Genomic DNA, 13,267 nt, shown 5'->3' with positions numbered 1-13,267 from the left:
AATTTCTCCTTGCTGATTGACCACGGGCCAAAGCGCAAGTCTCTCCTCCTATTCAGGCGGAAGTGACTCACTTTACAACTGATGCTGGCGCGAAACGAACTGGCGGAAGCGCTCCGACCCTTCGTCGCCGAACATGCCTTCGGGCGCCCCCTGGCACTCGATGCGCCCCTCGTGCAGAAACATCACGCGATTCGATACATGCCTGGCGAATCCCATCTCATGCGTCACGACCAGCATGGTCCGGCCCTCTTCGGCCAGCGTGCGCATGACGCGCAGCACTTCGCCGACCAGTTCTGGATCCAGCGCCGACGTTGGCTCGTCGAACAGCATGACCCTGGGATGCATCGCCAGGGTGCGGGCAATGGCCACCCGCTGCTGCTGCCCGCCCGACAGGTGCGCCGGATAGGCATCGCGCTTGTCGTACAGACCTACCTTTTCCAGCCATACCCCGGCTTCTTCGATGGCCTCGGCGCGCGGGCGTTTCAGCACCCGGATGGGACCTTCGACGATATTCTGCAGTACGGTCATGTGCGACCACAAGTTGAAGCTCTGGAACACCATGCCCAGGCGCGAACGCATGCGTTCGACCTGCTTGCGGTCACAGGGCTTGCGGTGGCCGTCGGGTAGATCGCGCATGGCGATGACCTCGCCGTCCAGCGCGACCTTGCCCTGGTCGGGCATTTCGAGCAGATTGATGCACCTGAGCAGCGTACTCTTGCCCGATCCGCTCGCGCCGAGAATCGAAATGACATCTCCCTGCGCGGCATCGAAGCTGATGCCCTGCAGCACATGCGCGTCGCCGAACGACTTGTGCATGTCCTCCACGGAAAGCGCGGGAAGGCCGGAAGGCGAAATGACTTGCGTCATTGAAGCTCCAGAAATAGCAATGCGGCCGGATTCTTTCGGGTCGCCATGAGTGTCTTGCGTCATCAGACCCCCTCCCGCCGCACGGCGCCGCGCGGCAGGCCGGGATCGCGCAAATGCCCGGACAGCAGATACTCGGCCAGCCCCAGCGCGCGGAAAATCAGGAAATTGATGATCAGGTAAATCAGCGCCGCGCAACAGAATACCTCGAGCGTCCTGTATGTCGACTGGATGATCTGCTGCGCCACGCCCGTGACCTCCCATACCGTCACCAGACTGGCCAGCGCGGTGGCCTTGGTGATCATGACGGCTTCGGTGGAATAGGCGGGCAAGGCGTACCTCAGCGCCACGGGCGCGATGATGCGCCGCAGCAGCGTAAACCGGCTCATGCCGCAGGCGATGCCGGCCTCGATCTGCCCCTGGGGAATCGACAGGATAGCGCCGCGCAGGATCTCCGCAGTATAGGCGGCCGTGCACAAAGCGAAAGAGATGACGGCGCAGGCGTAGGGTTCGCGCAGCACGAACCAGAGCATGCTGTCTCGTATGGCCTGGAACTGCCCCACTCCGTAATACAGCAGGAACAGCTGGATGAGCAGCGGCGTGCCGCGGAACAGGAAAATATAGATGCGCGCGAAATAGTGCGGAACCGCGCGATGGCTCAGCCGCATCGCCACCAGCACGCAGGCCCAGATGCCGCCCAGGAGCAGCGCGGACGACACGAGCCCGAGCGTGGTCGGCACGGCCTCCAGCAGCCTCAGGAATGTGTCGCGCAGGAATTCGAAATCGATGCCCATCATGTTCAGCGGGCAAACCCGCGCCGGAAGGATTTGCCGGTATGCGCCTCGAGACGCTGGAACACCTGGCTGGTGAACGAGGTCATGGCTAGGTACAGCAAGCCCGCCACGATATAGAAAAGGAAATAGTCGTTCGTGGAGCCCGCAGCATTCTGGCTGGTGCGCATCAGCTCGGCCAGGCCGGTCACCGACACCAGCGCGGAATCCTTGATGCTGAGCTGCCACACATTGCCCAGCCCGGGCAGGGCGAAGCGCATGACCTGCGGCACCAGCACCCGGCGCCAGACCGTGGGCCGCGTCATGCCGATGGCTCGCGCGGCTTCGAGCTCGCCGACCGGCACGGCGCGTACCGCCGCCCGGTAGACTTCGGCCTGATAAGCCCCCGAAATCATGCCGACCGCCAGCGCGCCGATCAGGAACGGCGGCATCTCGATGAAGCCGTCGGCGCCAAACCACGATCCCACACTCGTCAGCACGGAAGAGCCGCCGAAATAGAACAGATAGATGATCAGCAGTTCGGGCACGCCGCGGAATACAGTCGTATACAGCTCGCCCAGCACGCGCCAGGCGCGGTTGCGCGACAGCTTGGCGGCGGCCACCAGGCCGCCGAATACAGCGCCGATCGCCATGGCGGCCAGGGTCAGCAGAAAGGTGACCGCGGCCGCCAGCAGCAGCATGCGGCCCCAGCCGTTTTCGCCGAACCCCAGCGTGTCGAACAGCGCCATCCCCATCATCCCTCGAAAGCCATGGCGGGCGCGGCCCGGCCATGCAGCGCCGCAGGGGCATAGCTCCAGCCCGCGTTTCGATCGATGATGCGTCCGGCCGGCGCCATCTTCGCGCTTACTCCGCCTTGGGTGTCAGGTCGGCCTTGAACCACTTTTGCGACAGCTTGAGCAAGGTGCCGTCTTCCAGCGCCGCCGCGATGGCGTCGTCGAACTTCTTGCGCAGGTCGTCATCCGACTTGCGGATGCCCAGGGCCTCGCCCTCGCCCCAGACAGGGCCCGTGATGATCTGGCCGGCATAGGCCAGTTTCTTGTTCTCGGGGCGCTCCAGCGCCGCGGTCCAGTAGGTGATGGCATCGAACGCCACGTCGATGCGGCCGGCCACCAGGTCCAGCGTATGCTCCGCCGCCGTCTTGTACAGGCGGATGCGCGCCACATCCTTGAAGTGCTTTTCGATAAAGGCGGTGTAGCTGACGCCCGTCTGCAGGCCGATCGTCTTGCCCTTCAGGTGCTTGCGTAGCTCGTCGATGACGGGCTTGTCGTGCGCATCGTCGCCGGTCAGGTAGACGGTGGCCTTGCCTTCTTCAGGCTTGGGGAGCACGTCGCCGTCGACGGCGACGAATGCAACCGGAGTCGCAGCATAAGGGCGCGAGAATGCGATGACCTTCCGGCGTTCCTCGGTAATGCTCATGGAATCCATGAGCACGTCGAATTTGCCCGCCTGCAGGGCGGGGATCATGCCGTTGAAGTCCTGCGTGCCCAGGATGCACTCGAGCTTCGCATGCGCGCACAGGTATTCCAGCAGCTCGGGCTCGAAACCGCCCAGCTTGCCGTTGGGCAGCGTGAAATTCCACGGTTCGTAGGCGCCCGTCAGTGCAACGCGCACCTTGGTCCATTCCTTGGCCTGCGCCGGGGTCATCAAAATCGCGGCGCCAGCCACGAAACCGCCAATCCAGCCTGCCAGCCGTCTTCCACCCGCCTTGATCATTTCCGTTCCCTTTGGTTCCAGATACAAAACCATTTAGCATAACCCAAAAAGCCCGCACTACGGTCCACGCCAGCCTGCGCTTTGCGATAAATTCGAGGCGCTCCGGCGCGCGAAACCGTCGTCTTCCCGCTACCGGGGACGACACCGTATCGCGCATGCATCGCCCGAACAAACCGGGCTATTCCTATTTGCTCCACCCATTGCCAAGGCCGGAAAAATATTACATTTGGCCCGGAGCGCTGCCACAAGCAGCAGTACATCAGGAGCCTGTTTGCCATGCTGACCCGCCTCAAGGTCCGAACCGTCATTCTTGCCATTATCTTTTTGCTGGTTGCCGGCCTGCTGGCCGCCAGCGCACTGGGCTGGAAAAACGCCCACGACAGCCACCAAGCCATCGACAAGAGCCATGTCATCGCCTCCGACCAGCGGGGCCAGCTCTACTCCGCCTGGGTCGCCATGCTGCGCGCCCGCATCGGTCTGGCATCCGGCTATTCCGAATTGATCTCAGGCGATATCACCCAGTTGGACAGCCGCATCGAGGGCGCCCGCAACCGCCTTGAACAGGTCGAAAAGGCAATTGCGCACTACCGCGCAAACATCGATGTCGCCCACGAGAACACCGCCGCCCAGCTGCAACAGGTCGCCGACGCCTACATCGCCGCCGTCCGCGAAGTGGCCGAGAGCCTTGCCCAGCGCAGCAGCTATGGCTACCTGATGGCAAACGATAAATCCCGCGAAAGCAACCAGGCCTTCGACCGGGTGGTCAGCGAGGCGCTGGCCCAGACGGAGCAGCAGATGCAGGCCCTGGAAGCCAGCGCTGCATCCGATTACACGTTCGCCAGGATCAGCGCCATCGCCCTTGGCGTATTTGCGCTGGTCATGCTGTTTGCCGCCTGGCGCTTCATCACCCTGGTCGTGCTGAAGCCCTTGCAGCAGGCAGGCCGGGTGTTCGAGCAGATGGGCGCCGGCAACCTGTCCCAGCGCATCACATCGCGCTCCGACAACGAGATCGGCTTGCTGCTCTCCAGCATGAAACGCATGCAGGACAATCTCGTGCGCGTCGTCTCGCAAGTCCGCCAGGGCGTGGACGAAATCCATATCGGCTCCCACCAGATATCGCAAGGCAATACCGACCTGAGCAGCCGCACCGAAGAACAGGCTGCCGCCCTGCAGGAAACCGCGGCCAGCATGGAAGAGCTCGCCGCTACGGTGCGCCAGAATGCCGACAACGCCCGCCAGGCCGACCAGTTGGCGGCCTCCAGCACCGACGTCGCCCGCCGCGGCGGACTGGCCGTTTCGGAAGTCGTGCAGACCATGCAGCTCATTTCCGCCAGCTCCAGCAAGATCTCGGAAATCGTCAACGTGATCGACGGCATCGCATTCCAGACCAACATCCTGGCGCTGAATGCCGCCGTGGAAGCAGCCAGGGCCGGCGAAGAAGGCAAGGGATTCGCCGTGGTGGCCGGTGAAGTCCGCTCTCTGGCGCAGCGCAGCGCGCAGGCGGCGCGCGAAATCAAGGGATTGATCGAGGAGTCGGTCAGCACTGTCCAGACCGGCTCCAGCCAGGTCGAGCAGGCTGGAGCCACCATGCGCGAGATCGAGGAGTCCGTCCAGCGCGTCACAGACATCATGGGAGAAATTTCCTCGGCCTCCCAGGAGCAGTCCCGCGGCCTGGAGCAAATCAATATCGCCATCACGCAGATGGACGGCGTCACACAGCAGAACGCCGCCCTGGTCCAGCAAGCCGCGGCGGCGGCCAGCTCGCTGGAAGAGCAGGCGGAACGCCTGCGCGACGCGGTCTCCATCTTCCAGATCCAGTCCGGCGAAGTCATTGATACCCGGCCGGACAACGATGCGCTGGGACACGGAGCGCCCAGGCTGATCGCTCAGATGTAAGACACGGCACTGGTTTCAGCATGCCCCTGCCCGCTTCCCTCCTCGGCAGGGACATGCCTTTTTAACGACCTCGCTTTTTCGACCGACAAATGACAAGCGCATATCCCTCCGTGTCCGGAGGCCACGGTCCGGCAGGTTAAGATACGCCCTGCCCGAACCCTTTTCCACGCCTGTCTTGCCTCTCTCCGAATCTCCTTCGCCCGCTCCCGCCATCCTGGTCATCGACGCCTGCGTCATGATGTCCGGCCTACAGCGCCGCCTGCTGCTGGCGCTGGGCGCGAGCGGCGTTTTCCAGCCGGCCTGGAGCGAGCGCATCGGGGACGAATGGAAACGCAACGCCGGACGCCTGTGGGACATTCCGGCCGAAAGCCTGCAGGAAGAGTGGGACGCCATGCAGTCCGCCTTTCCCGGCGCCATGGCGCACCAGATCGATCTGCACAAGCAGGGTCTGCGCTACAGCGACCCCAAGGACTGGCATGTGATCGCAGCCGCCAGGGAGATGCGCGAGCGTCATCCTTGCAGCCCGGTGGAAATCCTGACGCTGAACATGAAGGACTTCAACCGCTCGGAACTCCGCCGGCTGGGCCTGGCAGCGCTGACGCCGGACCGCAAGCTGGCTGCCTGGTGGCCAATGCACAGGGCCCGTATCCGCAGCATCATCGACGAACTCGATGCGGCCGACCCTCCCGCCGGCCTGCCCCGTCTGCCCATGAAGGAACGGCTGGGCCGCGAACGCCTTTTCATGTTGCGCAGCCTGATGGCGGCATAGCCGGGACAGCCGTCGGATACGGAAATGCCGCCGGCAACCTGCATGTGAGTCACTCCTGCCTGAAGTCGGGAGCGTCCTCGCCGCCATACGGGGGCGCCATACCCTCTTGCAGCACCGCCCCCGTCCAGGATTTCTTCAGCAGCGCATAAATATCCCGGATGACGTCCTGATGCTGCCCCTGGGAATGGCAATAAATGCTGAAGCGCATGTTCAGGACGGGGAATTCCGACGACAGATCGACCAGCTTGCCCTCGCGGACATCGGAAGCAGCCAGGCTCCACGGCAGCCAGGCCATGCCCAGCCCGGCCTTGACCATTTCCTTCACGCCGGCAAGAAACACTGATTCGTGCACCACTTCCACGTTATATGTACGCATGATCCGGGACATCGGCGCGCTCATGATGCGCCCCATGTAACTGTCGGCCGGGAAGGACAGCACCCTGAGGCGTTTCTGGTCTTCCAGGCCCGATTTATGCTGATTTTGCATATCCGGCGCGGTGACCGGGACGATCTTCTCGATGCCCAACTGCAGCCGCGGCGTCTTCGGCATGATGCTCAACAGCGGATCATCCTCTTCTTCGAGGCAAAGCAGCAGATCGGCCCGGCCGCGCATGAACGAGGCCACGCATTCATCCCTGTTCTCGGACAGGACCTCGAACTCGATATGCCGCTCCGACTCCTGGCCGATCAGACGCAGCAGCGCGGGCAAATGAGTGATCGTCAATGAGTGCTGGGTCGACACGATCAGATGCACGGACCCTCTGCTCTCTTCCTGCATGCGCATGCGCAGCTGCGCCAGATCGTGCAGCAGTGCACGGAACTCGGGCACGTGGCGCTGCGCCACCGCCGTCAGTTGCACCGGCTGGCGGCCCCGGTCGACCAGGGTCGCGCCCAGCCATTCCTCCAGCAGCCGGATGCGCCTGGAAAAGGCGGGCTGCGTGACGTTGCGTTCGAGCGCGGCGCGCGAAAACGTGCCGAATTCGGCCAGGGCCAGAAAATCCTCGATCCATTCTTGCTTCATGGCGGCTCCACCCAACTATGCAAAAACGGCATAGCCGTGGGCAAAATATAGCATTGGTCAAGCCGCAACGCGCCACCTATGATGAAAGCTCTCTTCCCGCCCTGGAGTGATAGTCATGCATCTTGCCCGCTTTCCCCGGATCCGTCTGGGACATCTTCCCACACCGCTGGAATTCCTCCCGAATCTCACCAGACATCTGGGCGGTCCCGACATCTATATCAAAAGAGATGACTGCACCGGACTGGCGACGGGAGGCAACAAGACGCGCAAGCTCGAATTCCTCGTGGCCGATGCCATTGCCCAAGGAGCCGACACCCTGATCACCCAGGGGGCGGTACAGTCCAACCATGCCCGCCAGACTATCGCGGCGGCGGCCGTCACCGGGCTGAAATGCAAGATACTCCTCGAAGAGCGCGTGCAGCGCGCATCGGAAGAATATGCCGAATCGGGCAATGTCATGCTCGACCGGCTGCTGGGCGGCGTCATCGCCGCCCGCTGCCCCTCCGGCACCGACATGGCCCGGGCGATGGAAGATCTGGCTCAGGAGCTGCGCTCGCAAGGGGGCAAGCCCTACATCATTCCCGGAGGCGGCTCCAACGCCGTCGGGGCGCTGGGCTACGTCGCCTGCGCCCAGGAACTCCTCGGCCAGTCGTTCGAACGGGGACTGAGGATCGATCATGTCGTGCATGCAACAGGCAGCGCCGGCACGCAGGCGGGGCTGGTCGCGGGGTTTGCCGCGATGAACAGCCATGTGCCCGTCTACGGCATCGGCGTGCGCGCGCCGCGCCCGCAGCAGGAGGAAAATGTCTGGAAGTTGGTGCAGGCGACGCTGGATCACATGGGAGTATCCTTGTCCTGCGTGCAGCGCTCCGATGTCGTTGCGAATACCGATTACGTGGGCGAGGGATACGGCATACCCACGGACGCCATGATCGAAGCCGTCACGCTTGCAGCGCGGCAGGACGCAATATTGCTCGATCCCGTCTATTCCGGCAAGGGCATGGCGGGCCTGATCGACCTTATCAGGAAAGGCCATTTCAAGAAAGGCGAAAATATCGTTTTCGTCCATACTGGCGGAACCGTCGGACTATACGGCTATCGCCCGATTTTCGGTCAATAATAAGAAGCACAGGCTCCGCTCCCGCCGCCCGACAGGACAAAGAGCGGACGCCAACCACCCTTCCACTCATGACAAGGAGGATGACGCGAAAATTTGATCATTCATGCATTCCCACAGATACAGGAGGTAGACGCGCAACGCTGTCGGCCTGGAGCCTCTTCAGCCGGCCAAACACAGATAACTATTAGTGTTGGATCATTCTGTACGGAGACAAGTCATGCATAAGAAACTCACCGCCTGCACAACAGCTTTGATTGCCGCGGTCACATTCGCCGCCACGCCCGCCCATGCGGAGGGCCGCCTGGAAAAGATCAAGTCCACGGGCGAGATCGCCATCGGACACCGCGACACTTCCATTCCCTTTTCCTATCTGGACGACAAGCAGAACCCCATCGGCTATTCGCTGGACATATGCATGGGAGTCATAGAGGCGCTCAAGAAGAAGCTCGATATGCCGGAGATCAAGGTCAAATACGTTCCGGTCACCTCGTCGACACGCATCCCCCTGGTGGCGAACGGCACGGTGGACCTCAACTGCGGCTCATCCACGAACACCATCGAGCGCCAGGCCCAGGTCGCCTTCGCGCCCACCACATTCATCACCGCCACCCGATTCCTTGCCCTGAAATCCTCCAAGGTCGAAAAGCTGGATGACTTCAAGGGAAAAACCATCGTATCCACCGCCGGCACCAGCAACATCCGCTGGGCCACCGGGGCCAACAACGAGCAGAAACTCGGCATGAACATCATCTCCACCAAAGACCATGCGGAAGCGATGCTCACGGTGGAAAACGGCCGGGCCCTGGCGTTTTTCATGGATGACATCCTGCTGGCGGGGCTGGTCGCGACATCCCGCAACCCCGATGCATGGATGATCAGCAAGGACGCCTACACCATCGAGCCTTATGCCATCATGCAGCCCAAGGACGACCCCGAGTTCAAGAAAGTCGTCGATGATGCCATCATTGCAATGATGAAAGACGGCACCATCGAGAAACTCTATGCCAAATGGTTCGAATCGCCGATTCCTCCCAAGAACGTAACCCTGAACTGGCCCATGACCGAGCAGTTGAAACGGACGCTGCAAAACCCCAGCGACTCCGCGGATCCCGAGCACTATAAGTAAAGGCTGACGTAAAAGCCGACGGGCAATCCTCGCGGCAACCGGCCCTGCGCCGGTTGCCGTCCGGTGAGCCGCCCCTGGCCATATCCGCCATCCCGTCAGGAGGAGAGCATGAACTACTACTGGAACTGGTCCATTTTTTTCGAACCGTCCCCGTACGGGAATCTCTATATTTTCACCCTGCTCAATGGCCTGGTATGGACGGTTTTCACCGCACTGCTCGCATGGATCCTGGCTTCGGTCGTAGGCACGCTCGTCGGCGTCGCCAGGACGACGGAGATCGGCTGGCTGCGGAAAATCGCAACCCTGTATGTGGAAATCTTCCGCAATATCCCTCTCCTGGTGCAGATGTTCCTGTGGTACTTCGTCATACCTGAACTACTGCCCTCTTCGCTGGGCAATGCCGTCAAGCAGATCCCGCCGCCCTGGGGGATTTTTCTTCCGGCTTTTCTTTGCCTGGGCTTCTACACCGCTTCGCGTGTCGCCGAGCAGGTCCGCGCGGGGATCGAATCGCTGCCGAAAGGGCAGCGCATGGCAGGCACCGCGCTGGGGCTCAAGCCCGCCCAGGTCTACCGGTACGTGCTTCTGCCGGTGGCTTTCCGGATCATCCTGCCGCCCATGACCTCGGAAATGCTGAACCTGATCAAGAATACTTCCGTCGCTTTCACCATCGGCCTGATGGAGCTCGTGGGAGCCGCGCGCTCCATGCAGGAATTCAGCTTCCAGGTGTTCGAGAGCTTCGCCGGCGCCACCACGCTTTACCTGATACTCAACCTCGTCGTCGTGCTTTGCGCCGGAGGGTTCGCGCGGTACACCGCCGTGCCCGGCCTGGCCGGCAGCGCGCGGGACGCGCCCGCCAAGGGCGCGCTTTTCGGCCTGGCGCGGTCCGAAGGCAGAAAACACGGCAAGTGGTGGAAAGGAGGCGCACGGCCATGAACGCTTTCGACTTCGATGTCATTGAACGCTCGCTGGGCTACCTGTTTCGCGACGGCATGGTCTTTACGCTGAAGCTGACCCTGCTCTCCGCCACCGGCGGCCTGATCCTGGGAACCATTCTGGCGATGTGCCGGCTGTCGAAAATACCGCTGCTGTCGGGCGTGGCCGGCATCTACGTCAACCTGCTGCGCGCCCTGCCGCTCATCCTGGTGATCTTCTGGTTCTATTTCCTGGTTCCTTTCATCGGCGCCTGGCTCACCGGCGCCAGCCGCCCGATCGCCGTGGGCGGCTTCACCTCCGCGCTGATCACCTTCACGATCTTCGAAGCCGCCTACTATTGCGAGATCATGCGCGCGGGCATTTCGTCGGTGCCGGAATCCCAGACCGCCGCAGGCCGCGCCCTTGGACTGAACTATTTCCAGATCATGGGCAGCATCGTCCTTCCCCAGGCCTTCCGCAACATGGCGCCCGTTCTGCTGACGCAGACCATTATCCTCTTCCAGGACACATCCCTCGTCTACGTCCTTTCGCTGACCGACTTCCTCGGCGCAGCCGTCAAGGTCGCCCAGCGCGACGGCCGGCTCCTGGAAATGTACTTGTTCGTTGCGCTGGTCTACTTCCTGATCAGCTATAGCGCCTCGCGGGGAGTGCGATACTTGCAGCAGCGCACTGCCATCGGCCGGTAAGCAGGAGATTCAATGATAGACATCAAGAACGTGAGCAAATGGTATGGGACGGTCCAGGTGCTGGACTCGTGCTCCACCCATGTCGAGAACGGCGAGGTAGTCGTGATCTGCGGCCCTTCGGGCTCGGGAAAGTCCACGCTGATCAAGGTCGTCAACGGACTCGAACCCTTCCAGAAAGGCGAAGTGTTCGTCGACGGCGTTTCCGTAGGCGCGCCGGACACCGATCTGGCCAAGCTGCGCGCGCGCATCGGCATGGTGTTCCAGAGCTTCGAGCTTTTCCCTCACCTTTCCGTGATACGCAACCTGATCCTCGCCCAAGTGAAGGTCCTCAAGCGCAGCGAAGCGGAGGCCGTATCGCGGGCCGACAAGCTGCTGGATCGCGTCGGCATGCTGTCGCACAGGGACAAATATCCCGGACAGCTTTCCGGCGGCCAGCAGCAGCGGGTGGCCATCGCCCGCGCCCTGGCCATGAATCCCGTCGCCATGCTGTTCGACGAGCCGACATCCGCCCTGGACCCGGAGATGGTCAACGAAGTCCTGGACGTCATGGTCGATCTCGCCAAGGAAGGCATGACCATGATGGTCGTCACGCACGAGATGGGATTTGCCAGGAAAGTGGCCGATCGCGTCATCTTCATGGACGAGGGCAAGATCGTGGAAGACTGCAGCAAACATGAGTTCTTCGAGAATCTTCCCGCTCGGGCGGAACGCACCCGGCTGTTCCTGTCCAAGATTCTGCCCAACTAGGTAGGTGCGCGAGATGGAAGACGCATTCGATGGGCCTTTTCTCGGCATTCTGGGGGGCATGGGCCCGCTGGCCAGCGCGACCCTGATGACGCGCTTGACGCAGTTGACACCCGCGGAGACGGATCAGGCGCATATTCCTGCGATCCTGTGGAGCGACCCGCGCATCCCAGACCGCCCCGCCGCCTACCTGCGCCAGGGAGAGGACCCGTTCCCGTGGATGCTCAACGGCATCCGACGCCTGGAGGCCGCCGGCGCGAAGATCATCGTCATTCCCTGCAACACGGCGCACCTCTGGTACGACGCCCTGGCCGCGCAAGCGCGCGTTCCCATCATCCATATCGTCGATGCCGTGGTGCAGAACCTTCAGGCCCAGGGCGTCCCGCATGGCCGCGTCGGCCTGATGGCGACCAGCGCCACGCTGCAATCCGGACTCTATCAGTCGCGGCTGAGCGCCCACGGATACGAATGCCTCGTACCGGAGCCAGAGGAAATCGGCCGCCATTGTTCGATCCCGATCGCCCTTACCAAGCAGGGGCATCTCGAAGAAGCCCGGCGCGCCGCCAGCCCCGGCGTCGCTTCGCTTTGCGACCGGGGCGTTCAGGCCATCGTGCTGGGCTGCACCGAACTTCCCCTGGCGCTGCCCCACGCCATGCGCGGCTCCTGGGAAGTGCCCATCGTCGACTCCATCGATGCACTGGCGCATGCCGCCATCCACTGGCACAGGCGGCAAACAGGAAAGCGAAAACCCGACGATTGAAACAAATTGGATATCCGCTTTGGGATCCGGCAATTCGCGTGTTATTTATTGCGTGTCATTTCACGTACCCACGCATCTCGTCCGCGGAGCAGCTCCCAATGCATGCCAGAAGTTTTGTCCTTGCCGCCGCCCTCGTCCTGCTGCCTGCAATGGCTGGCGCCGAAGTCAATGCCTCGCTTGCAGGCCAGACCGTGGTGACGCAGATTCCAGGCGGCGAGCATCGCAAGGAATACGCGCGCAACGGGCAACTGGTCTATGAAGTGATAGAGCAGGATCGCGGAAAAGGACTGGAAGCGACCGAGCGCGAATGGACCCAGGACGGCGGCCCGCTGCGCGACCAGATTTTCCTGGACGGCATGCAGATGCGCGGAACGTTCTGGTACATGAACGGCAAGGTGCGGGAGAAACACGTCAACCAGGCGCTGCGCGACCCCAAAGGTCCGCCCGGAAACTACGTCGAGCATTTTTCCGACCTGGGCGTGCTGCAGGCCTCCGGTGTAATGCAGGGGCGGTTCAAGCGCGTAGGCCCGCATCGCTTCTATGATGAGCACGGAAAGCTGAGGACCGAGATGACCTACGACGATTCAGGCACTCTCGTTTCCGAGAAAAAATTCGATGCGGATGGGGTAGCCGGCGAAGCACAGGGCTTCCATCCCGACGGTTCGCGCCGATTGCCTTGACACTTGCGCCAGGCGGGACGATCGGCATTCCCCGCTTCGTTGGAGAACTTGCCCGGCTGGACCGTGAACTGCGCCTCAGCCGAGCCATCGGGCGCCAACAAGCGCTGGCACATGCCGCCATCCGAGGCGAAGGGACAAAGCGGCATGAAAGGTCTCTTATGACG

The 13,267-nt window shown here is 62.3% G+C and carries 14 protein-coding genes; 9 read left to right on the top strand and 5 right to left on the bottom strand.

Features of this window, described 5'->3' with window-relative positions; translation table 11 throughout:
- Positions 1–72: 72 nt before the first annotated feature.
- From EV686_RS09620 to EV686_RS09605, 4 genes are all read right to left on the bottom strand, one after another.
- Positions 73–855 carry an ABC transporter ATP-binding protein gene (locus EV686_RS09620; RefSeq protein ID WP_377748308.1) on the bottom strand — a complete coding sequence of 261 codons (783 nt, stop codon included), beginning with the start codon at positions 853–855 and terminating at the stop codon, positions 73–75.
- A gap of 74 nt (positions 856–929) precedes the next feature.
- On the bottom strand, positions 930–1,658 hold the full coding sequence (locus EV686_RS09615; protein ID WP_132476908.1) for an ABC transporter permease: 729 nt from the start codon (positions 1,656–1,658) through the stop codon (positions 930–932).
- 5 nt (positions 1,659–1,663) lie between these two features.
- Entirely contained in the window at positions 1,664–2,383 is a 720-nt protein-coding gene (locus EV686_RS09610) for an ABC transporter permease (protein ID WP_132476289.1), read from the bottom strand.
- A gap of 115 nt (positions 2,384–2,498) precedes the next feature.
- The gene (locus EV686_RS09605) at positions 2,499–3,368 is read right to left on the bottom strand and encodes a transporter substrate-binding domain-containing protein (protein ID WP_132476906.1); all 870 of its coding nucleotides are present in this window, start codon (positions 3,366–3,368) and stop codon (positions 2,499–2,501) included.
- 276 nt (positions 3,369–3,644) lie between these two features.
- Between EV686_RS09605 and EV686_RS18970 the strand changes: the two genes are divergently transcribed.
- Complete coding sequence (locus EV686_RS18970; RefSeq protein ID WP_132476286.1) at positions 3,645–5,264, top strand: methyl-accepting chemotaxis protein; 1,620 nt, start codon at positions 3,645–3,647, stop codon at positions 5,262–5,264.
- A gap of 175 nt (positions 5,265–5,439) precedes the next feature.
- A complete protein-coding gene (locus EV686_RS09595) occupies positions 5,440–6,033 on the top strand; it encodes a PIN domain-containing protein (RefSeq protein ID WP_132476283.1) in 594 nt (197 codons plus the stop codon).
- A 49-nt stretch (positions 6,034–6,082) separates the two neighbouring features.
- Here EV686_RS09595 and EV686_RS09590 read toward each other — a convergent pair whose 3' ends face one another.
- Entirely contained in the window at positions 6,083–7,054 is a 972-nt protein-coding gene (locus EV686_RS09590; RefSeq protein WP_132476280.1) for a LysR family transcriptional regulator, read from the bottom strand.
- Positions 7,055–7,169: 115 nt separating this feature from the next.
- Here EV686_RS09590 and cuyA point away from each other — a divergent pair, with 115 nt between their 5' ends.
- The 7 genes from cuyA to EV686_RS09555 all read left to right on the top strand — a co-directional run bounded on the left by cuyA (position 7,170) and on the right by EV686_RS09555 (position 13,103).
- Positions 7,170–8,174 (top strand): D-cysteate sulfo-lyase, encoded by a 1,005-nt coding sequence (cuyA, locus tag EV686_RS09585; RefSeq protein WP_132476277.1) that lies wholly within the window; start codon positions 7,170–7,172, stop codon positions 8,172–8,174.
- Positions 8,175–8,391: 217 nt separating this feature from the next.
- Complete coding sequence (locus EV686_RS09580; protein ID WP_132476274.1) at positions 8,392–9,300, top strand: amino acid ABC transporter substrate-binding protein; 909 nt, start codon at positions 8,392–8,394, stop codon at positions 9,298–9,300.
- A 108-nt stretch (positions 9,301–9,408) separates the two neighbouring features.
- Positions 9,409–10,233 (top strand): amino acid ABC transporter permease, encoded by an 825-nt coding sequence (locus tag EV686_RS09575; protein WP_132476271.1) that lies wholly within the window; start codon positions 9,409–9,411, stop codon positions 10,231–10,233.
- Positions 10,230–10,919 (top strand): amino acid ABC transporter permease, encoded by a 690-nt coding sequence (locus tag EV686_RS09570; protein WP_132476268.1) that lies wholly within the window; start codon positions 10,230–10,232, stop codon positions 10,917–10,919. Before EV686_RS09575 ends, EV686_RS09570 begins: the two co-directional genes overlap by 4 nt.
- A gap of 12 nt (positions 10,920–10,931) precedes the next feature.
- Positions 10,932–11,666 carry an amino acid ABC transporter ATP-binding protein gene (locus tag EV686_RS09565; protein WP_132476265.1) on the top strand — a complete coding sequence of 245 codons (735 nt, stop codon included), beginning with the start codon at positions 10,932–10,934 and terminating at the stop codon, positions 11,664–11,666.
- Between the two features lie 13 nt (positions 11,667–11,679).
- Positions 11,680–12,423 carry a cysteate racemase gene (gene cuyB / locus EV686_RS09560; protein ID WP_132476262.1) on the top strand — a complete coding sequence of 248 codons (744 nt, stop codon included), beginning with the start codon at positions 11,680–11,682 and terminating at the stop codon, positions 12,421–12,423.
- A gap of 98 nt (positions 12,424–12,521) precedes the next feature.
- Positions 12,522–13,103: a toxin-antitoxin system YwqK family antitoxin gene (locus EV686_RS09555; protein WP_132476259.1), complete on the top strand. Its 582-nt coding sequence runs from the start codon at positions 12,522–12,524 to the stop codon at positions 13,101–13,103.
- The last annotated feature ends 164 nt before the right edge of the window (positions 13,104–13,267 follow it).

The organism is Paracandidimonas soli (assembly GCF_004342005.1).
GTDB classification, from domain to species: Bacteria; Pseudomonadota; Gammaproteobacteria; order Burkholderiales; family Burkholderiaceae_B; genus Paracandidimonas; species Paracandidimonas soli.
This window is presented reverse-complemented; position numbering and strand designations above follow the sequence as displayed.

Bases quoted from the DNA above. Each gene is read 5' to 3' on its own strand.
- EV686_RS09615 (WP_132476908.1), bottom strand. From the start codon at position 1,658: ATGGGCATCGATTTCGAATTCCTGCGCGACACATTCCTGAGGCTGCTG.
- EV686_RS09610 (WP_132476289.1), bottom strand. From the start codon at position 2,383: ATGGCGCTGTTCGACACGCTGGGGTTCGGCGAAAACGGCTGGGGCCGC.
- EV686_RS09605 (WP_132476906.1), bottom strand. From the start codon at position 3,368: ATGATCAAGGCGGGTGGAAGACGGCTGGCAGGCTGGATTGGCGGTTTC.
- EV686_RS18970 (WP_132476286.1), top strand. From the start codon at position 3,645: ATGCTGACCCGCCTCAAGGTCCGAACCGTCATTCTTGCCATTATCTTT.
- EV686_RS09590 (WP_132476280.1), bottom strand. From the start codon at position 7,054: ATGAAGCAAGAATGGATCGAGGATTTTCTGGCCCTGGCCGAATTCGGC.
- cuyA (WP_132476277.1), top strand. From the start codon at position 7,170: ATGCATCTTGCCCGCTTTCCCCGGATCCGTCTGGGACATCTTCCCACA.
- EV686_RS09580 (WP_132476274.1), top strand. From the start codon at position 8,392: ATGCATAAGAAACTCACCGCCTGCACAACAGCTTTGATTGCCGCGGTC.
- EV686_RS09575 (WP_132476271.1), top strand. From the start codon at position 9,409: ATGAACTACTACTGGAACTGGTCCATTTTTTTCGAACCGTCCCCGTAC.
- EV686_RS09570 (WP_132476268.1), top strand. From the start codon at position 10,230: ATGAACGCTTTCGACTTCGATGTCATTGAACGCTCGCTGGGCTACCTG.
- EV686_RS09565 (WP_132476265.1), top strand. From the start codon at position 10,932: ATGATAGACATCAAGAACGTGAGCAAATGGTATGGGACGGTCCAGGTG.
- cuyB (WP_132476262.1), top strand. From the start codon at position 11,680: ATGGAAGACGCATTCGATGGGCCTTTTCTCGGCATTCTGGGGGGCATG.
- EV686_RS09555 (WP_132476259.1), top strand. From the start codon at position 12,522: ATGCATGCCAGAAGTTTTGTCCTTGCCGCCGCCCTCGTCCTGCTGCCT.